Source organism: Bacillus sp. 1NLA3E (assembly GCF_000242895.2).
Classification (GTDB): Bacteria; Bacillota; Bacilli; order Bacillales; family Cytobacillaceae; genus Bacillus_BU.
In genome coordinates, this window is record NC_021171.1 from 3,133,719 (window position 1) to 3,160,171 (window position 26,453).

Sequence of the window (26,453 nt, forward strand, 5' to 3'; positions counted from 1 at the left end):
TAGCTTTTTTTTAAAGGCTACTTAGTCTAAACTAAGCTATATTGCGTTCTTTCTTCAATTAAATTGCACTATAGTTTAAGTACAATTTTTCACAAACAAAAAGATTCTTCTTCCATTAAATGGCCCTAACATAAAGAAAGAGCACAATTCTTGCTGCAGAATTGCGCTCGATTATTGAAGAACATTGCTTAAATCTTGTTCAAGATAAGCCACCCGTTGTTACTCGAACAAGAAAACGACCTTGTTCATAAAAATAAGAAATTGTGACGGAACATATGAATATTATGACACAACAGTTAATACAGATTATGCTCATTTTCTCACCGCTAAATTGAGCAGATTATTTTATAGCCTTTAAATGTTGAAGATGGATTCCAATGTGTCCTACACCAAGTATAATCACCGATACAGTAAGCCAAATCACCTTTCCATAAATACTTAATAATAGAAATGCCATTATTGGCAGGCTCGCACCTGCTACTGGGAAGCCACAAAAACTGCCATAGAAGCTCTTTAAGGTGTGCTCACCTTTAAAATATCGAATCCAGTTCACCTCATACAAAAACATAATGACAAAGGAAATAACAAGCCAAATACTCCATAAATTAATCGAACCAATATTAAAATCACTAAAAATCAACGCAACACACGTTACGCAAACTTGTCCAACCCGTTCCAATACCAACAGTATCTTATTTTCCTTTATAACAATATCTTCATAGCCCACTGGTCTATTTTTAGTCCATATAATGTTGGGGATAAACAACATCAATAAATAAATCAAACCTACATATGAAAATCCAAAATGTCCTATCATCTACCTTACTCCTTATCTTGTAATATCTGCTTTGCCTCTTCACGCCGCTCCCATAAGCTTCGTTGGCTTTGCTCCAAACTTGGCTTTTTAACCAAATAAAAAATAGAAATAGACTACAGGAAAAACTCTATACAAATGAGGACCAGCAGATTTTTGAGACCGGTAAATAATATAGCCCTAAGCACATTAACGGAGATTATTCCCATACTATTTCCTTCGACAATTAAGGAAATATTTCCTCTAAATCCGCTAACTTATGGAGGGATGTTTTGTATTTATTGAAAAGCACAAAAAATTAATCACTAAAAAAAAGGATGCCAGATGACATCCTTTAATCGTTAAGCTATTTGAGCCAAACGCTTTCTATTTTTCTTTTTTAGCAATTACTTTCAAATGCTGTAAGTAGGTTATCCATGATTTCTTCCATTGAATGCCCTTCAATTTGGTAACGAGGGATAAAATGAACGACTTCATTTCCTTTTAATAATGCCATTGAAGGTGAAGAAGGCTCGTAGCCTGAGAAAAACTCACGCATTTTAGCGGTTGCTTCTTTCTCCTGTCCTGCAAAAACCGTTACTAATTGATCCGGTTTATTCTCAGACTTCAATAATGCTTGAGTTATTGCTGGCCGTGCTAGCCCTGCCGCACAACCGCAAACAGAGTTAACGACTACTAAGGTAGTGCCTTCAACATTACCCATGAACTGTTCTACATCTTCAACCGTTAATAGTTCTTTAAAACCCGCATCAACGAGTTCACTCCGCATAGGCTTTACCATTTGTTTCATATATTCTTCATAAGCCATTGACATGTAAATTCCTCCTATTTAACCTTAGCAAGGTTGCTATCTGCTTTTAGCAGTGTAAGCATACTATATTCAATGCAATCAATGCAATCGGATTGCACACTTTAGCAAATTTCTGCAGTCATGTTCTTGAACTCAAAATACTATTGCCCATCAGGGTTTCTGGCATCGGTCATTTGCTTCCAGACGGAACCTTTAGCTTCCTTCCCGCCTTCGATCCGTTCAATAGCCAACTTGATTTGCAAACTTACTTCAAATTCAGGATCGTTTTGTGCCTGTTTTAAAGCTGGTAAAGAGCGGTCATCACCTACTTCATATAAAAACATTGCCGCTCTCCAGCGAACCAGCTTGCTATCATCAGTTAAGGCCTTAACCATTTCAGATGTTGCCTCCACAAATCCAAGGTCTGACAAGCAATCACCAGCAGTTCGCCTAACTGTAACGGTCTTATCTCGTAAAGCTCGATATAATAATGGCAAAACTTGTGGATTCTTAATCATCCCTAAATAAACGGTTGCTAATCTTCGAATCGAAACCTTTTCATCACCTAACGCAATTTCAAGAACTGGCAAGTCTGTTAGGTCTGGATCCTCCATTTGTTCTAATAGACAATAGCGGTTTCGCCAGTCAGGGTGTTCTAAATCACGAAGAGACAATTTTAGACGGTTCAGATGAACTTTTTTATCCTGTTGGGATTGGTTTTGTTCGGCTTCAACAATTGATGTCAATCTGTCTTTAGGGTAAGCAGCCTGCAATTCCTCAACTAATTCATGACCAACCTGATTAATATCACCATAACGAACACCATACTCTTTCCATCTGCGCATGACGACAACATTATCTTCAGGCCTCTGAACTTTTTTAACTGTTTCGGTAAAGATTTCCGGTAACCCAAAGCGTTTTTCTTCATCTCCGTTCGTCAATTTCACTTGCATCGGGATCCCTTTATAAAGCTGAACCAAGACATTAATTTCACCATAATGGTCATTTTGTCTGGTACCCTTTTCAAGAGTTTGACTAGGAGTTTCCCCAAATGCTTGACGCACTTGTGGTAATATTTCCTTCCAATCAAATTTTGCATTTCTCTCAACCGCAAGAAAGTCAGCCACATGGTAAACTCCCTTAACCCCATTAATGTTGAGAATGGTTTTTATGATGGAAGGAGCATTTTCGCTTGTATCTTTTTTATAATTATTGCTTTTCCCCATTGGCAGTTCTTCATCCAAAATGATTTTCATTGTATTTGGACTAGGTGTGGGTTCAATCGCGTTAATTTTCATTTCCTTCACCCTTCGCACTACGTTTATAGTGTTAATCAATTTAATGTTATCACATAGTGGTGATGGATTTCATTTTTGAAAGCTCCAAAGATAGGAAAAAGAGCCCAGATATCGGGCTCTTTTCATAACAGACATTTGTATCACTCATTTTCAGCTAACTCTGATAAATAGCTCCATCTCTCAATCAGCTGCTCAAGCTGTATATTTAAGCTCGCTTCCTCATCCATCAACTTCTGAGCTTTTTCAAAATCACTGCCAGTTTTAACAATCTCTGCACCAATTTCTTCAATCCGGGATTCAACGCTGACAATATTGTCATCAATCTCTGCCCATTCTTTTTTCTCCATATAGGTCATTTTTTTCTTTTTCTGTTTTTCCTGTTGAGGCTCTTTTGCCTGTATGGATCCTACTTTTTCTGGTTGCTTTGTTGATTGTTTCTCCAAATACTCTGTGTAGCTGCCATAATATGAATCCGTTTCCCCTGCCCCTTTTAATATTAAAAGCTGGTCAACCACTTTATCCAGAAAGTAGCGGTCATGGGAAACGGTTATGACCACGCCTGGGAATTCTTCTAAATAATCCTCTAAAACCGTCAATGTTTGCGTGTCCAAATCGTTTGTAGGCTCATCAAGTAAAAGCACATTTGGCGCTGTTAGTAACAGCTTCAGTAAATATAGACGGCGTTTTTCCCCACCTGAAAGTTTTCGAATCAGTGTTCCGTGCGAATTTAATGGGAACAAGAATCTTTCAAGCATCTGTGCGGCGGAAATCATTTTCCCATCAGATGTATGAATAACTTCGGCGGTTTCCTTCACATATTCAATCATTCGTTTGTTTTCGTCCATATCTTCATTTTCTTGCGTGTAATATGCTAGTTTAACTGTTTGCCCGACCGTTACCTCACCGGAATCTAACGGGATCCTTCCAGTCAATATATTGAGCACCGTTGATTTTCCGGTTCCATTGCGACCAATAATTCCGATCCGATCGCCCGGTTTGATAAGTAAATCAAAATCCTTTAGAATCCGAAGGTTCCCATATTGTTTGGAAGCCGATATTAACTCAAATACTTGCTTTCCAAGGCGACTGCCATTTAAAGATAAGTCTAGTTTATCTGTGCTTTTAACGGCAGCAAGTTCATCATCTAACTTATCAAACCGCTGGATTCGTGCTTTTTGTTTTGTACTTCTAGCCTTAGCCCCTCGTCTGATCCATTCTAGTTCACGACGATAAAGGTTTCGTTGTTTCTCCAAGGTAGCTGCATCATTTTCTTCTCGTACTGCCTTTGCCTCGAGAAATGCGGCATAATTGCCTTTATAGCTGTACAAATTCCCTTTATCTAACTCAAAAATCCGATTGGTTACCCGGTCTAAGAAATAACGATCATGTGTGACAAGTAATAGCGCACCTTGGTAGCGACTTAAATAATCTTCCAACCATTTTACAGACTCATAATCTAAATGGTTGGTAGGTTCATCTAGAATTAACAAATCAGGTGCCTGTATTAGTACCTGGGCGAGGGCAACCCGCTTCTTTTGACCACCTGAGCACTCCACAATTTTTTTCTGAAAGTCTTCTATTCCAAGCTTTGTTAAGATGGCTTTCGCATTCGCACTAGCATCCCAGCCATTTTCGGCATCCATTCGCTTCTGTAATTCAAAAAGCCTATGTTGTACATCCGAGTCCTCTGGATTCTCATTAAGATCAAGTAAGGCTTGTTCATACTCTCGCAACTGCTTAAGAATTGGGGCATCTCCCTCAAACACTTGCTCTAACACAGTTAACTCACCAGTTAATTCTGGTTGCTGCGATAAATAGGAAATCTGATAGTCTTTTGGCTTAATCATTTCTCCACTATCAGGCAAATCAATCCCGGCGACTATTTTCAACAGAGAAGACTTTCCTGTTCCGTTTACGCCAATTAACCCAACCCGATCTTTTTCGGAAATGGTAAAGGAAAGGTCTTGAAATAACTGCTTTTCCCCATATGTTTTTGAAACATTTTCTATCGAAATCATTTTCATGCTTGACCATCCCATTCACTATAAAATTCTTGCAGATACATTTCCATAAAGCGATGTCGTCTCTCTGCGATTTTTTTTGCCGTATTTGTATGGAGCAGATCTCTTAGTTTTAGTAATTTTTCATAAAAGTGGTGGATGGAGGAAGACCTTCCGTTGCGATACTCGTTGATTGTCATTTCGGACCTAACGGTTATCATTGGATCATAAATGGCTTGTCCCTTGTGCCCACCATAAGCAAATGTTCTAGCAATTCCAATCGCTCCAAGCGCATCAAGGCGATCAGCATCCTGAACTATTTTCGCCTCAACTGAAGTTAATTCTACCTTTCGTCCACCCTTATAAGAAATCGAAGTAATAATTTCATTTATACGCTCTCTCACAATCTTACTTAAAGATAGACCATCAAAAAAACTAGCTAATATCTCAAATCCAGCTGCTTCGCTTTCATTGAGTTTACCATCTGGAATATCATGGAGTAGTGCCGCCATCTCAATCACAAATGGGTCACCGGCTTTTTCTTGCTCACAAATATATAAAGCGTTCTTTCGCACACGTTCAATATGATACCAGTCGTGACCAGTACAATCTTGTCCAAGGGATTTTTTTACAAATTCCTCAGTTATTAGTATGACATCTTTTTCTATCACCAACACCTTCTTTCATTCCGAAGTCTATTTTATCACGAAGAGCGGTAAGAGAAGAAAATTTGAAAAAAAAAGTGCCCAAAATGAGCACCGGTTGTCAATATCGTCAAACCATCTCAGCATTTGCATGGCTTGACTAATTTCATATGTTTAAGGGTGAAAAAAATTCAACATTACTTAATTATTTTACTCAAATCCCTGAGCGACTTTATCATAAAATCTACCATAGTGGTTAGGTCATCAATCTGATCTTCGTAAATAAGGCGATTGAACTTAATCGTGACAACGTTTTTTATTTTTGTTTGGTTTTCAAAAGGCACCATTTGGATGAGCTGATCAATGTTGCGGCTATCTCCCCATATTTCAAATAAGGCCTTTTTGATATCTTTGAAAATAGAAAATTCATTCGGATGTTCCAGCTCAAATTTCACTGCAACATGGCAGCCTGCAGTTTTTTCTGATAATGTGGCCGGGAGAAGTTCAGCTGCAAGATTTTCAAGTTTAGCTTCTAAAACCCAGATTGCCGTAATTTTTTTACCTCGATTAACTTTATCAACAAAAGAGATTTCAAATCTTCTTTCGAGTTTTGCTAAATTTATGATATCATTGCGGTCTGTTACGAGAATTTCTCCGCTAAAGTCTCGGTCATAGACAGCGCCTTCGATTACAATCTTAAGATTTTCGAAAGCAGTCGGATCAAACATTACCAAATTCCCCCTATCTTAGAACAAACCTACCGCATTTCCATTATCATCAATGTCCATGTTTAATGCAGCTGGTTTTTTTGGCAGACCGGGCATCGTCATCACGTCACCTGTCAGCGCAACGATGAAGCCTGCTCCAATTGACGGCTTCAATTCGCGGACCTGAATAATAAAGTCCGTTGGTCGACCAAGTTTTTTGGGGTCATCCGATAGTGAGTATTGCGTTTTCGCCATACAAATCGGCAAATCCCCCCATCCATATGACTCAAATTCCTTCATTTGGTTTTGGGCTTTTGTAGAAAACTCGACATCTTTACCTCCATATACCTTTTGAACAATGGTCCTTATTTTAACATTGATTGGATCAGATAAAAGATATAATGGCTGAAAACTTGATTCATTTTTATCCAAAACTTTTAACAGAGTTTGGGCAAGTTCAATACCGCCCTCTCCCCCTTTTTCCCAAACTTCAGTTAGAGCAACCGGGTAGTTTTGTCCATCACAATAGGATAACAATGTATTAATTTCCGCATCAGAATCACTGACAAACCGGTTAATGGCTACGACAAAGGGTAACCCAAAACTGGTTATGGTTTCAACATGCTTCTTTAAGTTTGCTAAACCTGCAATTAATGCCTCAACGTTCTCGTCGTTAAGTTCGGATTTTTGTAACCCTCCATGCATTTTCAAGGCACGAATGGTAGCTACAATCACTACTGCCTCCGGTTCAAAACCCGCACTTCTTGTTTTAATATGTAAAAACTTTTCAGCACCGAGATCCGCTCCAAAGCCCGCTTCAGTTATGACATAATCTGCAAGTTTTGCTGCAGCAGTGGTCGCAATAATACTATTACAGCCATGGGCAATATTCGCAAATGGTCCACCATGAATGAGAGCTGGTGTATGTTCAATTGTTTGAACTAGGTTTGGCTTTATGGCTTCTTTTAATAAAAGCGCTAAAACGCCAGCAACGCCTAAATCACCCACAGTTACTGGTTGCTTTTGAACATTGTAAGCCACTACCATTTTCGATAGACGCTTCTTTAAATCATGAATATCAGTTGCTAAACATAAAACAGCCATAATCTCAGAAGCAACCGTTATATCGAAACCATCCTCACGGGGAACACCTTGTAATGGTCCGCCAAGTCCAATTAAAACATGTCTGAGCGCACGATCATTTAAGTCTAAAGCACGTTTCCAAACGATCCGTCGCTGATCAATTTTCAATTCATTTCCTTGTTGCAGGTGATTATCGATAAGAGCTGCAAGCGCATTATTTGCGGATGTAATCGCATGAATATCCCCTGTAAAATGAAGATTAATATCTTCCATTGGAAGAACTTGAGCATTTCCGCCCCCAGTTGCGCCGCCTTTCATTCCCATTGTTGGGCCAAGAGAAGGCTCGCGCATGGCAATGATTACTTTTTCTCCAAGGGCATGAAGCGCATCACCAAGACCGACAGTAACAGTTGATTTCCCTTCACCCGCAGGTGTGGGATTAATAGAGGTGACTAGGATCACTTTTCCATTTTTATTCGTATGTACTTTTTTCAATGCTTGGTTTGAGAGTTTCGCTTTATATTTCCCAAAGAGTTCAATATCATCCTCACCAAGACCAAGGTTTGCAGCAATTTCAACTATTGGTTTCATTTGTGAAGTCTGGGCAATTTCAATATCTGATTTAATCCTCATATGTGTTGTCATTCTAAATTCCCCCATGGTAGTTATCAGGTTTGCAATATTATTTTACCATTAATTGAAGCAATCTAATTGATAAAAATTTTACATCTTTACTTTTAACATGAAATGATTGAAAAGAACTGATCATTGTCTATATAATAGAAATAACCTGAAAATTCATACTGGGAGTTGATAATTTGCCAATCAGAATACCAAAGCTACTTCCTGCCAGAGAAATTCTCGAATCAGAAAATATATTTGTTATGGAAGATGAAAGGGCTATGCAACAAGATATTCGCCCACTCAATATATTAATCTTAAATTTAATGCCGGAAAAAGAACGAACAGAAGCACAATTACTTCGTTTGCTAGGGAATACATCTTTACAGGTGAATGTTACTTTTCTACAAACTGCTACTCATGTATCAAAAAACACTAGCAAATATCATCTTGAACAGTTTTATTCAACTTTTTCAGAGGTAAAACATCGAAAATATGATGGAATGATTATTACAGGAGCCCCTGTAGAACTGTTTACCTTTGAAGAGGTCGATTACTGGAACGAGCTAACCGAAATAATGGATTGGACGAAGACTAATGTGACGTCTACACTCCATATTTGTTGGGGGGCACAGGCTGCCCTGTACTACCATTATGGAATCGATAAATTTGAGCTTCCTAGGAAATGTTACGGCCTGTTCTATCACAAATTATATGACAAAACCGTCAAACTATTAAGAGGCTTCGATGATATTTTTCTTGCCCCACATTCTCGGTACACCGATGTATCGATGCAAGCCATTAATGCATGTAGTGATCTTAAACTATTAGCTGCCTCAGATGAAGCCGGAGCATTTATAGTTTCTTCCTTAAACGGAAAACAAATCATGGTTACCGGGCATTTAGAATATGATGTTGACACACTTGCTGAAGAATACGAACGGGATACGAAAAAAGGGTTAGACATTCACCTCCCTGAAAATTACTATCCAAATGATAATCCAGAAAATCAACCAGCAAACCTTTGGCGATCACATGCCCATCTATTTTTCTCAAATTGGCTAAATTACTATGTTTATCAAGAAACACCCTATGAGTGGGATTGAGATTAAGATATACAAAATGACCGGAGGAACTCCTTCCGGTCATTATTTGTTTTTAATCAATGTTTATTATTAAGTTGAAACATAAACACCCATATAAATGAAAGGGCTTGTTTCAAATCAGTAGATAGGGATCCAAGTTGAAGTTGATCAGCACCGCGTTTATAAACACCATATTCAGCAACTTTTGAAAAGCCATTTTCACTTGCTAATTTTTCAAATTCCCACGGCATCATCGTATTACAAATTACCTGTTCCCCGTATAGTCTTTGATAGCTGTTTACTCGAGGCATCGCTGTTGGCCCTAAAATTCCAAAACAAGCATATCCTTCTTTTTTTACAATTCTTTTCGTTTCTAATAAAACTGATAACGGATTTTCCGTCCATTCAAGTGAATTTATAGCAATAATCGCATCAAAGTGGCTGTCAGGGACTGCCAAAATTGCTATATCCCCTTTAACAAATTGCAATGAAGAGGCTTTCTCCAAGCTTTTTGCTCTTTCAATCATTTCGTGAGAAACATCCATTCCAGTTACATGATAACCTGAACTAGCCAGCTTAAACGATCCATAACCATCACCACAACCTAAATCGCATACACTTTTCCCATCAGAAACATGACTTTTAAAAAACGAGATAACGTCTTTTCGGCTTCCAGTCTCCCACATTTCTTTACTTTTAGAATTCCAAGAACTAGCCCTTTCATTCCATTGTTTTTCCGCTTCTTCGGTCCAATCAAAATCTACCATATTACCCTCATTTCTACATATGTATTTGTGTGAATTTTTTAACTATTCTATTAATATTTCGATACATCTAAGATTTTTTCCTGTTTGTTTATATTTTTTCTAGACGAAAAACACTCAACTTAGATAGGAGTGAGATTAATGGCAGGTGAAAAAGTTGGAGTCCATCGCAATCATGTTGGGGAAATCTTGATCCTGAAAATCGAGCATTTATTTCACCTCGAAAGTTCGACTAACAAAGGCTTTTGTTGAATAATAAAAAATAACGCTCGGAGAATAAAATTCTCTGAGCGTTTTTCTGAACCGGTTAGTTTTTATATTAATGTTCAGACTCGGTTTGTTTTTGGATTGTTTGCAGATCTTCGGAACGTTTTTCGTCTTCTTCAAAAAATTGTACTAAATCACCGATCCGTTCAATTGCATCCCAACTAAGATGATGTTCAATTCCTTCAACATCATGATAAATATTTTCTTCTTTAACGCCAATGCTTCTTAAAAATTGCTCAAGCAACACATGACGATATAAAAGGCGTTTCCCGGTCTTTTTCCCTTTATTGGTCAATACTAAACCTCTATATTTTTCATACACTAAATAGTCATCTTTATCAAGCTTCTGTACCATTTTTGTTACTGATGAGGGGTGGACAGAAAGCGCTTCCGCGATATCAGAAACACGTGCGTAGCCTTTCTCTTCGATGAGTTTATAGATTTGTTCAATATAATCTTCCATACTTGGTGTCGGCATCCGATACCCTCCCATAATTACTAATCAATGAAAAGTTTACTATAAGTGGCAAAGACTGACAAGGCAATTTGAATGAATTACTCCCCTTGGTTCACCAATTGCCCTTCTAAAATAAATTTCAACTTTTGCTCTTTTTCATCCCAGGAAAGCTTGGCGTTAAATGTGTTATCTTTCCCAGAAAACTCTTCAATTACATCTGTGATTCCATCTTTAAGTAGCTTTTTAATATTTTGCTGTGTAATTGATTTTCCTAGCATTTTTTTAGAAATAGTAAAATTGCATTTTGTTTTGCTGTAATTAGAACAACCATAAAATGTCCCTTTATCCACGATAAATCCATCACATCTTTTGCAGGGGCCAAGCTTGACTAGCTTCTTTTGGGTCGCTTGTCGAGGAACAAAACCTTCTTGGTCACCCTCTGAAAACTGCCATTCCGTTGCTTCATTTGCTGTTGCACTAATCAAATGTGCTACCATCTTGTTGGTTTGTTCCATAAACTGTTTTGGTGATGCTGTCCCTTGGGAAATTTCTTTAAGCCGTTGTTCCCATTTTGCAGTCATTTCTGGAGAAGCAAGGATTTGCGTGCCAATCGCCGCAATAAGTATCTTCGCCTTAGCATTAGCATAGACAAGGTTTTTTTTCACATCTATATAATTTCGATCCTTTAGCATCGTGATAATACCAGCACGTGTAGCTTCTGTCCCTAAACCCTCTGTTTTCATCAATACCTTTTCTAATTCTTTATCCTCGATATGTTTTCCAGCCGTTTTCATTAAAGTAATCAACTGACCTTCAGTATAGCGCTTAGGTGGTTGAGTGGAACTTTCCTTTACATCCACTTTTTTCACTTGCCCTTGTTCACCTAACAATAAATGTGGTAGCTCTGGCTCACCATCTTTTTCCTTCTGTGGTAGTACTTTACGCCAACCTTCTTCAAGCTCGACCTTCCCTTTTGAAACAAACTCAGCCCGACCATCCACAAGGGTTGTAACAGTGGTATACTCGCTTACTGATTTCCCATAGTGAGCAGCAATCAGGCTTCTGACAATCATATCGTATAGCAGCTTTTCATCGGGAGATAGCTTTCCAATATTCGGAACTTGCTCTGTTGGGATTAGAGCATAGTGATCCGTTACCTTTTTGTCATTTACATAACGTTTATTCGAAACAATGGACTCAAAAGGCAGTGGAAATAAACTTTGATACTCTGATAACCCGGCGATTTTTTTCAAGGTTTCCGGAAACGTCTCTGCCTCGCCTTTTGTCACATGTCTGGAATCACTTCGGGGATATGAGACAATACCCTTTTGGTACAACTTTTGCAGGACATCCAACGTTTTTTTGGGAGGAAATTTGAATTTACGGTTAGCATCTGCTTGAAGAGCGGATAAATTGTATAACAGCGGGGGCATGTATTCTTTTTTCTCAGCTTTTACTTCAGCAATTTCAGCCGGTTTCTGCTGGCAAAAAGCGGCAATTTTCTCGGCCATCTCTTTCGTCTTTATCCTTGTTTCTCCATCCTTTTCCCATTTACCAGTATATTTTTTCTCCGCTATTTTAAAATGAGCCTGGACTTCCCAAAAAGGCTCAGAAACAAAATTTTCAATTTCATGTTCTCTTTTTACAATTAAAGCAAGGGTAGGTGTTTGAACTCTTCCAACTGAAAACACATCGGAAAACCCTCGTTTTTGTAAAAGTAAACTATATAATCTCGATGCATTCATGCCCACAACCCAATCGGCACATGCCCTTGTATAGGCTTCAAAGTATAGATTACGGGTATCAGACTCGGCGAGAAGTGATTGAAATCCTTCCTTAATTGATTTTGGTGTTAACGAAGAAATCCAAAGTCTTTGCATCGGTTTTTTGCATTTTGTAAGCCGAAGGATATTACGAACGATCAGTTCTCCCTCGCGCCCGGCATCTCCTGCGTGAATGATCCCAGTGATTCTAGGATCCGTAATCAGCCTCTTAATAATCGCAAATTGCTTTGCCTTGTCCCTTGTCACTTCATACTGAAACTGACTTGGAATCATCGGCAAAGTGTTTAAGGACCATTTTTTCCAACCACTATCATATTTCTCTGGTGAAATAAGCTGGCACACATGTCCAACCGCCCAGGTGACAAATGCTCCATTGGGGAAAATATCATTAGGCAATATTTCAACGAAACCCTGCTGCTTTTTCATTTTAAAAACAGAAGCCAATGTCAGTCCTTGATCAGGCTTTTCGGCGATTATGAGTTTCATCCTGGTACTCCTCATTTTTTAGATTGATAATTTTATTGTAAGGATAAATTCTTATACAAGCAAAAGAAATTTAATTATGAATAAACTGATAAAGGTTGAAAAAATCCCCAATTAGGTGCATTTGGTCATCATTTTGGGGATTTTTTAAATAATAGAACTTTTAATGCACATTATGTTTTAGACCCTACACCCAACCAAGTAGCCTTACCGTTTGGGCGATCACAAAAGTAATCAAGATGGCAATCACAGTTGGGATTAAGAAGGACATGAACGTCCATTTTTTACTTTTGGTTTCTTTATAAATATTGACCAAAGTAGTTCCGCATGGAAAATGGAGCAACGAAAATAGCATTGTATTTAATGCAGTAAGCCAAGTCCAGCCATGCTCCAGGAATACTAATTTTAAATCTTTTATTTCATCCACTTCAATTAGTGCCCCAGTAGATAAGTACCCCATTAACAGAATTGGCAAAACAATTTCGTTGGCTGGTAATCCTATCAAAAAGGCCATTAAGATAAATCCATCGAGTCCCAAGGATTGCCCAAAAGGATCCAAAAAGTGAACAATGTATAATAGTAAGCTTTGGCCACTCACATCAACATTGGCTAATATCCATGTTAATAGCCCAGCTGGAGCCGCCACTTTTACAGCACGGATTAAAACTGAAAGCGAACGATTTAGAGAGGATCTAACTACTGTATCAAAAAATTTAGGTTTCCTATACGGAGGGAGTTCCAATGTATAGTGGGTTGGCACTCCTTTTAATGCTGTTTTGGACAAAGCCCAAGAGACAACGAAGGTGATAATGATGCCAAACATAACAATTCCTACAATCACTGATGTCGTAACGAGCGATTTCATCCCTCCAGTAAAACCGGTTGCCATAAATAAAGAAGACAAGACTATTAACGTCCCCCACCGTCCATTACATGGAACAAAGTTATTCGTTAAAATTGCTAACATTCGTTCTCGTGGTGATTCGATTATTCGTGTTGACATGACTGCAGCCGCATTGCATCCAAAGCCCATCGCCATTGTTAATGATTGCTTTCCATGCGCTCCAACTGATTTGAATAATCGATCCATATTGAAGGCAACACGGGGAAGATAACCGTAATTTTCAAGCAGTGCAAATGCTGGAAAAAAAATCGCCATTGGAGGGAGCATGACACTGATTACCCAAGTAGTTCCGCGATATAATCCCAAAACGAGAAGGCCATGAACCCATTCTGGGGTCCCGATTGCCATAAAAAAATGGGTAATAAAGCCCTCAACCCATCCAAAAAACTGGGCTAAGAGTGCGGAAGGTATATTTGCACCAGCAATCGTCAAATAAAATAGTACCCCTAACATGGTTAACATGATTGGAAAACCCCAAATGGAAGATGTAAAAATGGAGTCTAACCTCTCAGTTCGATTATCGCTTTTACTGCCATTATAGGATACAATCTCGTTTGTCAGTTGTTTACTCCTTTTATAAATCCGCTCAACCATTTTGTCTCTCATATTATAGGTAGAAAGGATATCTGCCTGGTGAATTAACTTTGATAGCCTTTCCTCCAAATCATCCATACTTTGAAGATTCATTTCTTATTCTCCCCCTCTCCGCAACCAAACGGTTTTTGACCTCTACCATCAGCTTTACATCACCATCAAGAAGTCGAAGTGCAATCCATCTAGCCGGTACCTCTTCAGCAAAAACTTCTATTATTTCCTGTTCCAATTTTGAAATTTTCTGTTCAGTCTCTTCGTCGTATCTCAATATAGGCGGATTACACGTAATCGCTCCCGAAACCAATCTATCGATGGTATCAAGAAGCTTAGCAATCCCAAGTTTATTTCGTGCAGAAACTTTTATTACAGGGACACCTAATCTTCGCATAAGCAGCTGCTCATTAATGTTAATTCCCCGTTTTTCTGCTTCATCGATTATATTAATGCAAATAATCACCTTATCTGTTATTTCTAAAACCTGTAATACAAGATTTAAATTTCGCTCGATTGCTGTTGCATCTACTACAACAAGGGTAATATCTGGTTTCTCAAACACTAGATAATTCCGTGCGACCTCTTCATCCATTGAATTAGAAAATAATGAATAGGTCCCAGGTAAGTCTATTAAGCTGTATTGAATATTTTTATGAAAAAAGATTCCTTCTTTCATATCGACTGTTTTCCCAGCCCAATTCCCTGTATGCTGTTTTAAACCGGTGAGCAAATTAAACAATGAGCTTTTTCCTGTATTAGGATTTCCAGCAAGAGCAATATGGTAGTTACTCTGCATGTTGAACCAACTCCCCGTGAATTTTTTGACTTTCTTCCTTCCTTAAGGCAATTGTCGTATTACTTACTCTAAATGCAGTGGGATCACCCAGTGGACTTTTTCTTTGTACTTCCACCACTGAGCCAGGAACAAACCCTAAGTCCAATAATCTTCTCCGCATGACACCCTGAATGGTTAGATGATCAATTTTTATTAGATCCCCCTTGCATCCCTCAAATAAAGTTAGCTTGTTCCCTATATCCACTTTTATTTCCCCCGGTCTATATTTTTTACCTTACGCAACTTTTGAATTATATTATGATATATATTCTCAAATCGTTAACAATTTTCTCCTTAATAAATAAAAAAATCGGCAATCTGCCGATTTTAGTTAAATAATATTATTTGTTGACCTGGATCAACTCTTCGTATTGAATGTTCCTTTTGTACAAACCAGTTTTCCTTAGGAACTACTGTTGAAATAATAAGGATCAGTGAGGGAATTTTCTCAACCCTACAAACAATCATTCCTATTTTTTCATTCATGATGATAAATGAGTCTCCATGGGGGAATCTTGTAAGTTTGCCGCCAAGTTTTAGTAATGAATCAACGATTGCCTCACGTTCTTCCTTTTCAACCGAAAGATGGGGAGAAAAGCGAAAAATCCATTCCTCGGCTTCAATCGTTATTCGGAACATTTACTCACCCCAGTTTAGATCAAAATTTCTTTTATACTTATACATATGAGAAAAGCATCTGATTATGAAAAAACAACCGTAAAAGTGGCTGTTTTTTTGGTTAGAACAAATAAAGATAATTGGGCATTTACGAGTTTATGGAATTTTGCGAATATTAACTTATTCCCTTTGTTAAAGCGGTTTCATCCCTTGACTGATACGCTTTGTTCCTGTATATTTAAATCATCATTTAGCAGAATATATTTCCGGTTTTGTTAAAATATATCCTAAAATATTTTCTGTTACATGAAAATATATTACTTTGACACAGGGGTGTCTTTAAAGCCTTAGGAGGAAATGGAATTATGCAAAACGGTAAGGTAAAATGGTTCAATAACGAAAAAGGATTTGGTTTTATTGAAATTGAAGGTGGAGACGATGTATTCGTACATTTTTCTGCTATCCAAGGTGAAGGTTATAAAGCGTTAGAAGAAGGTCAAGAGGTTTCTTTTGAAATCGTCGAAGGTAACCGTGGACCACAAGCAGCAAATGTTGTAAAATTATAATTTCCGCTCTCATAAATAGATTACAGCAGGCTGGCATTTTGCCAGCCTGTTATTTTTTTAGCCTGTTTCCATAGCTTCTTAGCTTTTCTCCTACAGTGCATTCCGAGATACAAAATCGGTGAGCACCTCGTCTACCTTTTTCCTTTTTGAAATGTTGATTTAGGAAGCAACCATTACAATAATGATTCATTAGCTGTTCAACCTCTTCTAATAACTCTTTTCGAGTCAAAGAATTCCCGCCTTTCATTTCTGCCTATAAAATTTGCATTTTACTTTGAACCATTTTTCCTTCTAAAGCTTGTGTTGCTAGCTTATCTGCTTCTTTGTTTTCATTTCTTGGGATTGGGAAGTATTTTGGCTTAATAGCCAAGGATTTCATTTTTTTTTCGATTCGATCAAGCCAGCGATTTAGTTCCTCTTCAAAGCAAGGCCATTCACCATCAAGCTGCTTTAAAACAACTTGTGAATCCCCTCTAAACTCACATGGTAAATGGTGAACGCCCATTTCTTCAAGAAGATTTAATGCAAAGTAAAAGGCCGCATATTCTGCTTCATTATTAGTTTCCATTTCGTCAAACTTTTCATTCGCTCTAATTCGATATTTCTTCTTACCTTGTTGAAAATAGATAACAACACCCAACCCAGCCTGATTTGTTTCCTTTTGAAAACCTCCATCAAAATAGACCGTAATTTCGTTAGCCTCTTCCTCAATTTCAGTGAGTAGTTTTTTCAATTGTTTAAGATTCCAATCTGCACCCATCTCATCATAAAAAGTAAAATCCGCCGCTTTTCCCGTCTTTTCTAGGTCTTCAGCAATTTTAAGAGCAACCTCTCCCGTTACTAAACCAGACTCGAATAGCACAGGTTCCATTCCTTTTACTTTATATTTCCATTCCATTTTATATTTCATGATATTCAGCCTTTCTTTTTCATAGTCAACGATTTCTTTGTTTTTACTGTTAATCTTTCTTATTTTACTTCAGATTGTGATACACTTACTTTTAGTTTACGCTTAAATGGAGGAATATTACCTTGATTGAAGTTTATATTGATGGAGCAAGCGCTGGAAATCCCGGTCCTAGCGGTGCAGGGATCTTTATTAAAGGCAATGGAGTACTTGAGAAATATTCAATTCCACTAGGAATCATGTCCAATCACGAAGCAGAATATCGCGCATTTATTGAAGGACTTAAAATTTGTATAGAAAAGGGTTATCAAATTGTTTCTTTCCGAACTGATTCAGAGCTAGTTAATCGGTCTGTCGAAAAAGAATTTGCGAAAAATAAACAGCACGCTCCTTTACTTGAAACGGCATTGGAATTAACAAGAGAGTTTGAATTATTTTTTATGAAATGGATTCCTTCCCGCCAGAATAAACAAGCAGATGAATTAGCAAGGGCTGCCATTCGAAAAAATTAAATTACTTATATATTGAGGTGTTTACATGAAAAAATCCCTATTTGCTGATATCAGTTTAATGCTTGTCGCGCTCGTATGGGGAGCGACATTTGTATTAGTTCAAAATGCTATCTCTTTTCTAAAACCATTTTCTTTTAATGGAATTCGTTTTTCGATTGCAGCCGTCTTACTAGGAGGATGGTTATTGCTTTTTAAACGCGAGCAGTTGAAATTCTTTAATAGTAAATTATTCCTAGCTGGTTCCTTAATGGGGTTCTGGCTGTTTGTCGGTTATGCAACTCAAACAATGGGCTTAATGTATACAACCTCTTCAAATGCAGGATTTATTACTGGGTTAAGTGTTGTATTAGTACCACTCTTATCTATTTTTTTACTAAAACAACTTCCAGGCTTAAATGCAGTTATTGGGGTTTTAGTTGCTACTGGAGGATTATATTTTTTAACCATGACCAACTCTACCCCTTTAAACATCGGTGATGGCTTAGTGTTTATTTGTGCAGTTAGCTTCGCCCTCCAAATTATTGTGACTGGAAAGTATAGCAGTTTCCATCCATCCCTATTATTAACGGTTATACAAATAACAACAGTCGCTGTTTTATCTAGTATATCTGCCTTTATATTTGAAGATTGGCACAAAGCTTTGGAACCCCATATTTTATTCAATAGTGATGTCATTTCTGCCTTACTCATCACATCAATTTTTGCCACAGCTTTGGCTTTTTTTGCACAAACAACCTTTCAAAAGTATACTACCTCTACAAGAGTCGCATTAATATTCTCCATGGAACCAGTATTTGCGGCGATAACGGCATACTTTTGGGGTGGAGAACGGCTTTCCAGCAGTGCCGTATTCGGCTGTTTGCTCATTTTTTTCGGAATGATCCTATCCGAAATACAATTTGGAAAAATCTTTTCTTTAAACAAACTAAAGAAAAAATCTGCTGCATAAGTATTAACTAATTCATAATGATAAAAAAGGCTGACCCGTTTAATAATATGGGTTAGCCTCATTTTTATATCGCTAATAATTCATTCTTTTTAACAAATTGAATGGCATCTTTTCGAGTTTGAACTTGATTAGCTGTTAACATTTCGAGCAATGAGACATAAAAGCTCCCCTCAAATTGTTTTTGTGCTTTAAGAGTTAACTCGATGGCTGAAATCACCTGTTCATCGGTGGCACTTGTATAATGTTTTCCAAAATAAATAAAGCCTATTGCATCTTCTTGAAATTGAAAGCCCTTCCCCTGCAAGAAGTGTAAGTATTCTTCAATTGTCTGCACTGACTTACCATTCCTCTCCAAACGACTATCATCTTTTTTATCTTATCGCAAATTTCGACGTTTTTCTATCGTTTTTTCCCAAGATAATATCCCGCTGCTCCTGTTAAAACACCAAATATTGCTCCACCAATCACTTCTTCTGGCTTATGGCCAAGTACCTCTTTTAGTTTTTTGGGCGGTTTTTCCTCAAACTTTACGCTTTCATCCTTTTGAATTTTATCAACTAGTTCATCTAGGTCATTTACTCTAAGGGTCAGTTCACCAGCCTGCCTCCGAACTCCTTGCGCATCATACATAACGATTAGCCCATAAACGAGCGATAATGCAAAATCAATTGTTGGAAATCCACGTTTTAAGGCAATATAGGTTGTTAATGACGTTACACCTGCAGAATGAGAACTTGGCATTCCACCTGTGCTAAAAAACATTTCAGGCTTCCATTCACCCGATTTCATAAAGTGAAGCGGAATCTTCACCGCCTGAGCCAGTCCAATGCTAATGAGGGCAATTGATACACCTTTATTCATTTATGTTCACCTCATACTTATTGTGAAGTAACATGAGTGAATTTATTCTAGACGGGTACATTAAATATGGAAATGCTCATTAAAAACTGATGGTGGTGAAAATGTTGAGTAGACATAAAAACCGTGGTACTAAAGCTCCAGGGGTAAATCCCCAAGGCTATGGTCAGGACGCTGAATTTTCTGAAGAGCCAAAAAGTAAGCTCGAAAACGCAGCGAAAAAAACAAATAAAAAGTAGCTTAGTTTATCAAAAAAATACATTCAAAAAAACTGCCGAATTGACAGCAGTCAGACTGTCGAGAAACTCTCGACAGTCTATTGTTTTACCTAAAAACTTTAGTAATTAACTGCGTTAATTTGTTGTAATACAACAAATTATTATAAATAAATAGGCTGTTCAATAGGTCTGTTGATTTCCGTTCCAGGCGCTTCGCTTTCCGCGGGGCGGGCGGTGAGCCTCCTCGTCGCTAAGGCTCCTGCGGGGTCTCACCTGTCCCGCTGCTCCCACAGGAGTCTTCGCGCCTTCCACTCCAATCAACAGGGCGGTTCCAATACAGACCTTCCACTCAAACAAAATAATAAAAATATGTGGTGATATCAAAAGAGCTACATAGGTTTCGATACTGCCGGTTACGGGGATTGAAGAATAAAAGTGAACAAGCTCTCTTTATTGCAGCCTGCCAAAACGTAAAAAAAATGCAACACATTTAGCCAGTTTGGATAAGGTGTGTTGCATTTCTTCATTTACGCGTACTGTTTACCGAAATCTAAGAAACGATGAAGTCCACGCATTTCTACCTCGTCAAATTTTGAAACGACTTTGTCGTAATCAAATTTAAACAAAGCTTCGTCCATGCTGTAGGTTACAGGTACATCACATTTTATTTCTGCAAGGCGTCTGCTTAAATAAAGCATGTCAAGATCCTGTTCAATTTTCGTTTTATGCGATTTAGAAAGCTGATCTAAATTTGCCACAATCCCTTCTACATCTTGGAATTGAGTAAGGAGTTTAAGTGCTGTTTTCTCCCCGATTCCTTTTACACCAGGGTAATTATCACTTGGATCTCCCATTAACGCCTTTAAATCTATCATTTGTTTTGGTGAGATTCCTTTTTCTTCAAAAAAAGAATCTCTCGTATGAACCAAATAATTACCATATCCTTTTTTCATTAAAATAACATGAATATTGTCATCTATAAGCTGAAGAATATCCTGGTCTCCAGTTAAAATATGAACATGCGCCTCTACACTTGCATTCTGAGCAATAGTACCGATGCAATCATCTGCTTCAAATCCACCCATTCCGATGTTTGGAATATCAAAGGAAGAAACCACTTCTTTTACGAGATCGAATTGTGGGAGCATTTCAACGGGTGCTTCTGAACGGTTAGCTTTATACCCATCATACATTTCAGAACGAAAGGTTTTACTGCCCATGTCCCAGCATACTGCCACATGAGTTGGTTTAAAGTTTGAAATAGCTGTTAAAAAATGCTTAACAAATCCATTAACTGCATTCGTTGGAATTCCTTTGGAATTAATCATGAATTGTCCAGTAACCGCAGTAGCAAAGTAGGCTCTAAATAATAAGGCCATTCCGTCTACCAGCATTAAATTTGGTTTATTAGTTTGCATTGATGTACCTCCAATCAATGAATAGCAATCCTAATTATAGCACGTTTGACTAGTTCACTTGATTGGAAATGTTTTGGACATGTATAGAATTCGATAATGAGTCTATTAATTTGGATTTGAAGGTTCACTCTCTGGAACAATGGATAAGGAGTGTTTGCGGATGGCAATCATTAATTCAGCCATAAAATATATATAAATACCTGGCCAAATCCAAGTCCAAAATGGCTCCATTAGCTTATAAAGCAGGACTATTGAAGGATGAATCCACTTCAAACAAACAAAGGATAAAAATATCCAACAAACGGAAAATGGCAGGCATATATGACCGTGTATGTGCAAAGGGATGTTAGAATAATCCCACCATTTTCGGTGGAAAAATTTCTGTAACATTGCTCCACTCACATACTCCACCATGGTAGGAATGAAAAAGCATAAAAATAAAATCATCGCCCAATTTGTGTTTTCCGTTATCAGAAAAACAAGAAGCACAGGGGCAAAACCATACATTGGTTTAAAAGGTCCCCATAAAAAATTCGGTTTAAAAAACTTCCGAATCACGATCAAACTATAGCAATTTTCAAGTATCCATCCAAAGAAAGAATAGATTGCAAAATAAAATAAGGCTGCCATAATCCCTTCAAAATTAAGCACCAAAGGATTCTGATACTCTATTCCATTCAATAGATCAAACATGTCGGCTAAACCCCTTTCAAGAATGTGAATTCCAATTTTAGGGTTAGCTTGACATCCGCCTAATATGCAAAAAGGTATTAATTGCAAAAAGCCAAATCCACTACGCAAATAGAGGATCTGGCTTGTTCACTTAGAATCATTAGTCTTTTTTCATTAGGCTCTGCTAAAATAGAATGTTGATTTCCGCTCAGGCGCTTCGCTTTCCGCGGGGCGGGCGGTGAGCCTCCTCGGCGCTTAAGCGCCTGTGGGGTCTCACCTGTCCCGCTGCTCCCGCAGGAGTCTTCGCGCCTTCCACTCCAATCAACATTGTGCAAAAAATCAACATTGAGCTTTAACACAGTCTTTCATTAAGAAAATTTATACAAGTACCTTATTCTTTGCAATATTAATCATCAGCTTTATTCGATTAATCTGATTAACCTTACTAATGCTTGAATCATAATCGATTGAAATCAGATTTGCGTTCGGATAGTCTTTTTTAATCGCGTTAAACATCCCCCTACCCACAATATGATTAGGTAAACAACCGAACGGCTGAACACACACAACATTCTCGACCCCGATCTCCATCAGTTCCGCCATCTCTCCTGGAAGGAGCCACCCCTCACCCATTTGATTACCCAAGCTTAAAAAACGAGCAGATTTGTCAGCAAGCCTGCTGAATTCCAATGGTGCATCGAATCGTCCACTTTCAAATAAAGCTTCACGAATCGGCTTCCGGTAGTATTCGATAAATTGTGTGGCCATTTTATCAATCACAGCATCAATCTTGGATTTTCCAAAATGGGCTGCATTAAAACTACTATCGTGGAGACAGTACAAAAAGAAGTCGATGAAATCGGGTAAGACAGCCTCTCCGCCCTCCAACTCAATTTGTTCAATCAGCTGGTTGTTAGCAAACGGATGGAATTTTACAAGAATTTCGCCTACAACTCCAACACGTGGTTTTTTTACATCAAAGACGGGGAGATTTTTAAAATCAGCAATCATCGATTTGATGATCCTTTGGTACTTTTTCATTGAAAAATCTACCAACATTCCCTGACAACGACCTAGCCATTGATCATATAAAAACTCGGTGCTGCCTTTGATTTTTTCATACGGTCTAACTGCAAGCTTTAATCTCATCAACAAATCCCCAAGACAGGCGGAAATGACTAATTTCTTCGCTAACGACAGGCTTATTTTAAACCCAGGCTGGGTTTCTCCCGCCAAACCACCAGAATTCAATGAGAGAACTGGAACGTGCGAAATGCCAGCATTTTTCAAGGCTTTTTTCAGCAAAGCTAAATAATTGGTCGCCCGGCACCCCCCACCTGTCTGAGACATGATGACTGCCGTCCGGTTCAAATCATAGTCACCACTTTTTAATGCGGCTATTAATTGACCGATTGATACGACTGCAGGATAGCAGGCGTCATTATTTACATAGCGCAAACCTTCCTCCACTTCATGATCATAAACCTCTTTAAGAACTTTAAAATTGTAACCATGAAGCTGAAAAGCCTTCTCAAACAATTCAAAATGGGTCGGAATCATCTGTGGGGAAAGGATTGTATACCCCGATTTAGCTTCTTTAGTAAAAATAGGTTCTCCCCGCTTTTGAAGCAGATTCTTTTTTCGTGGTTCCGTTTGTTTATCTCTTTCTAAAATGGCTGCCTGTAAAGAACGTAGCCGAATCCTTGCTGCTCCCAAATTGCTGATCTCATCCATTTTAATCCATGTGTATAACTGATGATCTGCTGATAATATCTCTGAAACAGCATCTGTCGTTATCGCATCCAAACCGCAGCCAAAAGAAGTAAGTTGAAGCAATTCAAGCTGAGAATGAGCTTTTACAACGTCTGCCGCTTGATAAAGCCTTGAATGGAAGGTCCATTGATTAACAACATCCAATCGCGGTTGTTCTTTTGCAAGGTGGCATATTGAATCCTCAGTTAGAACAGCCATACCGAGGCGATTGATTTCCTCTGGTAACCCGTGGTTGATTGCCGGATCAATATGGTATGGGTGACCTGCAACCACAATGCCTTTGTGATTTCCCTTTTTCAATTGCTTGATGACCTCTTCACCACGGCGACGAAGCCATCCCGTAAAGGAAGCCTCTTCTTGTTTGGCTTTTTTTAGCGCCTGCTTGATTTCCTGCTTTGGAATATCTGAAAAGCAAACCATCAATTCTTTTGTCAAAGCGGTTGTATCATCAAGTGTTAAAAATGGATGAAAAAGTCGGACTTGTTGTTCTTCAAAAATTCTTTCCATATTAACACGAATCACTTCAGGATATGAAGCAACAATTGGGCAGTTAAAATGGTTCTGCAGTGATTTATTTTCTCTTTTTTCAAAGACAATGGCTGGATAAAAAATATTCTTGATGCCATTCTCGATTAAATTCATCATATGTCCGTGGGTAAGTTTTGCTGGATAACAAACAGATTCAGATGGAATCGTTTCAATTCCTTTTTCAAATATTCCCTTGTTTGATGGATCCGATAAGACAACTTCGAAGCCTAGTTCAGTAAAAAACTGGTGCCAAAATGGGTAGTTCTCAAATAGATTTAATACGCGTGGAATCCCGATTGTTCCCCGAAATGCAGCTGGACCCGTCAAACCCTTTCGATTAAATAATTTTTCTAGCTTTTCTTCCATCAAATTTGGCAATGGACTTTTGAATTTTGGTTTTCCTTCCCCTCGCTCACATCGATTTCCAGTTATGAATGTCCGTTTGTCAGCAAAACGATTTATGGTAATTGGGCAGCGGTTTTCACAAATTCCGCACCGTCGATTGGTTGATGTAACCTGAAACTCTGTGAGCTTGTCTCTAGATAAAAGTGCAGATTGAGAATTTTTTGTCCACCTTTTCCTTGCCAGGAGCGCACATCCATAGGCTCCCATTAAACCAGCTAAATCGGGGCGGACTACGTCTTTTTCAGTCAATTTTTCGAAGGATCTTAACACAGCATCATTTAAAAACGTTCCGCCCTGAACAACAACTCTGTGGCCTAATTCTTCCACTGTTTTTAGTTTAATAACCTTATATAATGCATTCGTGACAATTGAATAGGATAAGCCCGCGGAAATATCCGCTATGCTTGCTCCCTCTTTTTGAACTTGCTTGACTTTCGAATTCATAAAAACAGTGCAACGGGAGCCGAGATCAACAGGATTACTTGCCGTTAAAGCAAGTTTGGAAAACTCTTGGACACTCCGTCCTAAGTTTTCAGCAAAGCTTTCCAAAAATGAACCACACCCAGCGGAACATGCTTCATTTAAAATAATTTGATCGATCACACCATCCTTAATTTTGATGCACTTCATATCCTGACCGCCAATATCGATAATAAAATCGACATCTGGCTGAAATTTTTTCGCGGCAGTATAATGTGCAACGGTCTCAATTTCACCCTCATCAATCTGGAAGGCAGCTTGGATTAATTTTTCTCCATATCCTGTCACAGTAGATCGGACGATGTGTACGTGGTCGGGAATCAAATCATAAAGTCTAGTTAATCCCTCCCTAACTGTTTCAACGGGATTCCCTTTATTTTTCTCATAGAAACTAAACAACACTTCATCATTTTCGCTAGTCAAAACCATTTTGGTCGTCGTTGATCCGGCATCAATTCCTAAAAAGGCTATCCCAACGTATGTAGACAATGATTCTGTTTTTACCTTTGCTCGATTATGTCGATTGCGAAAAGCTTGATAATCACTTTCATCTTTAAAAAGTGAGTCAATTCGGTTAGCAGATGATGAATCTTTTTCTGGATTCAATTCGGATAATAGCTCAATAAGCCTTCTAATATCGATAGAATCATTTTTTTCGCTTTCTAGTGCTGCGCCGATGGCAACATAATAATGACCATCTTCGCTATGTAGTACATGCTCATCTTTTAACTTAAGTGTTTCTATAAAGCGATATCTCAATTCCGTCAAAAACGTTAATGGCCCTCCAAGAAAAGCCACATTCCCACGAATAGGTCTACCACAGGCCAGACCTCCAATCGTCTGATTAACGACAGCCTGAAACACAGAAGCAGCGATATCCTCTCGCCTTGCCCCTTCATTCAAGAGTGGTTGAATGTCCGTTTTAGCAAACACGCCACATCTTGAAGCGATTGGATAAATTTTATCAGCCGAAACAGCGAGCCGATTCAATCCTTCCGCATCTGTGTTTAGCAATGTAGCTATTTGATCGATAAACGCACCAGTGCCACCAGCACAAGCGGCATTCATTCGTTGCTCCAGTCCGTTTGTTAAAAAAATAAGTTTGGCATCTTCACCTCCAAGTTCAATAATCACATCAATATTAGGCTCTGTTGATTTGACAGCCTCAGTGCATGCGACTACCTCCTGTATAAAAGGAATTCCCAATTGTTCACACAGCCCTAAACCTGAGGAACCACTTGCATTCATTTTTAGTCTCGCATTTGGAAATTGATTCTGGACAAGATGTAATAGCTTTAAGGTTGTATTTTTAATATCGGAAAAATGCCGTTGATACGATTTAAGGATAATTTCATTTTTTTCATTTAACACGACTAACTTTGCGGTTGTTGAACCGATATCAAGGCCAACTTGAAGTTCCACCCT

General features: G+C 38.3%; 26 protein-coding genes. 5 read left to right on the forward strand and 21 right to left on the reverse strand.

What is annotated here, in order from left to right:
* Positions 1–340 precede the first annotated feature (340 nt).
* The 7 genes from B1NLA3E_RS14945 to B1NLA3E_RS14975 all read right to left on the reverse strand — a co-directional run bounded on the left by B1NLA3E_RS14945 (position 341) and on the right by B1NLA3E_RS14975 (position 7,981).
* Positions 341–817, reverse strand: a complete 477-nt coding sequence (locus B1NLA3E_RS14945) for a hypothetical protein (protein WP_015594667.1) — start codon at positions 815–817, stop codon at positions 341–343.
* Between the two features lie 376 nt (positions 818–1,193).
* Positions 1,194–1,628, reverse strand: a complete 435-nt coding sequence (locus B1NLA3E_RS14950) for a BrxA/BrxB family bacilliredoxin (RefSeq protein ID WP_015594668.1) — start codon at positions 1,626–1,628, stop codon at positions 1,194–1,196.
* 137 nt (positions 1,629–1,765) lie between these two features.
* A complete protein-coding gene (locus B1NLA3E_RS14955; protein ID WP_015594669.1) occupies positions 1,766–2,902 on the reverse strand; it encodes a conserved virulence factor C family protein in 1,137 nt (378 codons plus the stop codon).
* Positions 2,903–3,042: 140 nt separating this feature from the next.
* Positions 3,043–4,926 (reverse strand): ABC-F family ATP-binding cassette domain-containing protein, encoded by a 1,884-nt coding sequence (locus B1NLA3E_RS14960; protein ID WP_015594670.1) that lies wholly within the window; start codon positions 4,924–4,926, stop codon positions 3,043–3,045.
* Positions 4,923–5,573, reverse strand: a complete 651-nt coding sequence (locus tag B1NLA3E_RS14965) for an HD domain-containing protein (RefSeq protein ID WP_187292109.1) — start codon at positions 5,571–5,573, stop codon at positions 4,923–4,925. Before B1NLA3E_RS14965 ends, B1NLA3E_RS14960 begins: the two co-directional genes overlap by 4 nt.
* 170 nt (positions 5,574–5,743) lie before the next feature.
* Positions 5,744–6,274: a hypothetical protein gene (locus B1NLA3E_RS14970; RefSeq protein ID WP_015594672.1), complete on the reverse strand. Its 531-nt coding sequence runs from the start codon at positions 6,272–6,274 to the stop codon at positions 5,744–5,746.
* A gap of 18 nt (positions 6,275–6,292) precedes the next feature.
* On the reverse strand, positions 6,293–7,981 hold the full coding sequence (locus B1NLA3E_RS14975) for a formate--tetrahydrofolate ligase (protein WP_041580582.1): 1,689 nt from the start codon (positions 7,979–7,981) through the stop codon (positions 6,293–6,295).
* 173 nt (positions 7,982–8,154) lie between these two features.
* Here B1NLA3E_RS14975 and metA point away from each other — a divergent pair, with 173 nt between their 5' ends.
* A complete protein-coding gene (metA, locus tag B1NLA3E_RS14980; protein ID WP_015594674.1) occupies positions 8,155–9,063 on the forward strand; it encodes a homoserine O-acetyltransferase MetA in 909 nt (302 codons plus the stop codon).
* Positions 9,064–9,119: 56 nt separating this feature from the next.
* On the opposite strand, the gene B1NLA3E_RS14985 is transcribed toward metA, so the two are convergent.
* From B1NLA3E_RS14985 to B1NLA3E_RS15015, 7 genes are all read right to left on the reverse strand, one after another.
* Positions 9,120–9,809, reverse strand: a complete 690-nt coding sequence (locus tag B1NLA3E_RS14985; RefSeq protein ID WP_015594675.1) for a class I SAM-dependent methyltransferase — start codon at positions 9,807–9,809, stop codon at positions 9,120–9,122.
* 316 nt (positions 9,810–10,125) lie between these two features.
* Complete coding sequence (gene mntR / locus B1NLA3E_RS14990; RefSeq protein WP_015594676.1) at positions 10,126–10,551, reverse strand: transcriptional regulator MntR; 426 nt, start codon at positions 10,549–10,551, stop codon at positions 10,126–10,128.
* 77 nt (positions 10,552–10,628) lie between these two features.
* On the reverse strand, positions 10,629–12,800 hold the full coding sequence (locus B1NLA3E_RS14995) for a DNA topoisomerase III (RefSeq protein WP_015594677.1): 2,172 nt from the start codon (positions 12,798–12,800) through the stop codon (positions 10,629–10,631).
* A gap of 184 nt (positions 12,801–12,984) precedes the next feature.
* Positions 12,985–14,388, reverse strand: a complete 1,404-nt coding sequence (locus B1NLA3E_RS15000; protein WP_015594678.1) for a nucleoside recognition domain-containing protein — start codon at positions 14,386–14,388, stop codon at positions 12,985–12,987.
* Positions 14,366–15,085 carry a FeoB small GTPase domain-containing protein gene (locus B1NLA3E_RS15005; RefSeq protein WP_015594679.1) on the reverse strand — a complete coding sequence of 240 codons (720 nt, stop codon included), beginning with the start codon at positions 15,083–15,085 and terminating at the stop codon, positions 14,366–14,368. The genes B1NLA3E_RS15000 and B1NLA3E_RS15005 overlap by 23 nt, the downstream gene beginning before the upstream one ends.
* Positions 15,075–15,278 carry a FeoA family protein gene (locus tag B1NLA3E_RS15010; protein ID WP_442852667.1) on the reverse strand — a complete coding sequence of 68 codons (204 nt, stop codon included), beginning with the start codon at positions 15,276–15,278 and terminating at the stop codon, positions 15,075–15,077. Before B1NLA3E_RS15010 ends, B1NLA3E_RS15005 begins: the two co-directional genes overlap by 11 nt.
* Before the next feature lie 173 nt (positions 15,279–15,451).
* A complete protein-coding gene (locus tag B1NLA3E_RS15015; protein WP_015594681.1) occupies positions 15,452–15,763 on the reverse strand; it encodes a hypothetical protein in 312 nt (103 codons plus the stop codon).
* Positions 15,764–16,107: 344 nt separating this feature from the next.
* Between B1NLA3E_RS15015 and cspD the strand changes: the two genes are divergently transcribed.
* A complete protein-coding gene (gene cspD / locus B1NLA3E_RS15020; protein ID WP_015594682.1) occupies positions 16,108–16,308 on the forward strand; it encodes a cold-shock protein CspD in 201 nt (66 codons plus the stop codon).
* 49 nt (positions 16,309–16,357) lie between these two features.
* On the opposite strand, the gene B1NLA3E_RS24125 is transcribed toward cspD, so the two are convergent.
* Both B1NLA3E_RS24125 and B1NLA3E_RS15025 read right to left on the reverse strand, forming a co-directional pair.
* Positions 16,358–16,537 carry a zinc-finger domain-containing protein gene (locus B1NLA3E_RS24125; protein WP_083935112.1) on the reverse strand — a complete coding sequence of 60 codons (180 nt, stop codon included), beginning with the start codon at positions 16,535–16,537 and terminating at the stop codon, positions 16,358–16,360.
* Between the two features lie 24 nt (positions 16,538–16,561).
* On the reverse strand, positions 16,562–17,218 hold the full coding sequence (locus tag B1NLA3E_RS15025) for a reverse transcriptase-like protein (RefSeq protein ID WP_015594684.1): 657 nt from the start codon (positions 17,216–17,218) through the stop codon (positions 16,562–16,564).
* 122 nt (positions 17,219–17,340) lie between these two features.
* Here B1NLA3E_RS15025 and B1NLA3E_RS15030 point away from each other — a divergent pair, with 122 nt between their 5' ends.
* Both B1NLA3E_RS15030 and B1NLA3E_RS15035 read left to right on the forward strand, forming a co-directional pair.
* Positions 17,341–17,727 carry a reverse transcriptase-like protein gene (locus tag B1NLA3E_RS15030; protein ID WP_015594685.1) on the forward strand — a complete coding sequence of 129 codons (387 nt, stop codon included), beginning with the start codon at positions 17,341–17,343 and terminating at the stop codon, positions 17,725–17,727.
* 25 nt (positions 17,728–17,752) lie between these two features.
* Complete coding sequence (locus B1NLA3E_RS15035; protein WP_015594686.1) at positions 17,753–18,676, forward strand: DMT family transporter; 924 nt, start codon at positions 17,753–17,755, stop codon at positions 18,674–18,676.
* 64 nt (positions 18,677–18,740) lie between these two features.
* Here B1NLA3E_RS15035 and B1NLA3E_RS15040 read toward each other — a convergent pair whose 3' ends face one another.
* Together B1NLA3E_RS15040 and B1NLA3E_RS15045 are read right to left on the reverse strand one after the other, a co-directional pair.
* A complete protein-coding gene (locus B1NLA3E_RS15040; protein WP_015594687.1) occupies positions 18,741–19,010 on the reverse strand; it encodes a DUF6123 family protein in 270 nt (89 codons plus the stop codon).
* A gap of 65 nt (positions 19,011–19,075) precedes the next feature.
* Positions 19,076–19,537 (reverse strand): divergent PAP2 family protein, encoded by a 462-nt coding sequence (locus B1NLA3E_RS15045; RefSeq protein ID WP_015594688.1) that lies wholly within the window; start codon positions 19,535–19,537, stop codon positions 19,076–19,078.
* A 101-nt stretch (positions 19,538–19,638) separates the two neighbouring features.
* Between B1NLA3E_RS15045 and sspL the strand changes: the two genes are divergently transcribed.
* Positions 19,639–19,773: a small, acid-soluble spore protein L gene (gene sspL / locus B1NLA3E_RS15050; RefSeq protein WP_041580583.1), complete on the forward strand. Its 135-nt coding sequence runs from the start codon at positions 19,639–19,641 to the stop codon at positions 19,771–19,773.
* Between the two features lie 506 nt (positions 19,774–20,279).
* Here sspL and B1NLA3E_RS15055 read toward each other — a convergent pair.
* From B1NLA3E_RS15055 to B1NLA3E_RS15065, 3 genes are all read right to left on the reverse strand, one after another.
* Entirely contained in the window at positions 20,280–21,170 is an 891-nt protein-coding gene (locus tag B1NLA3E_RS15055) for a 5'-3' exonuclease (RefSeq protein WP_015594690.1), read from the reverse strand.
* A gap of 105 nt (positions 21,171–21,275) precedes the next feature.
* The gene (locus B1NLA3E_RS15060; RefSeq protein WP_144061491.1) at positions 21,276–21,863 is read right to left on the reverse strand and encodes a putative ABC transporter permease; all 588 of its coding nucleotides are present in this window, start codon (positions 21,861–21,863) and stop codon (positions 21,276–21,278) included.
* Positions 21,864–22,220: 357 nt separating this feature from the next.
* Complete coding sequence (locus B1NLA3E_RS15065) at positions 22,221–26,450, reverse strand: 2-hydroxyacyl-CoA dehydratase (RefSeq protein WP_015594692.1); 4,230 nt, start codon at positions 26,448–26,450, stop codon at positions 22,221–22,223.
* Positions 26,451–26,453: the final 3 nt, after the last annotated feature.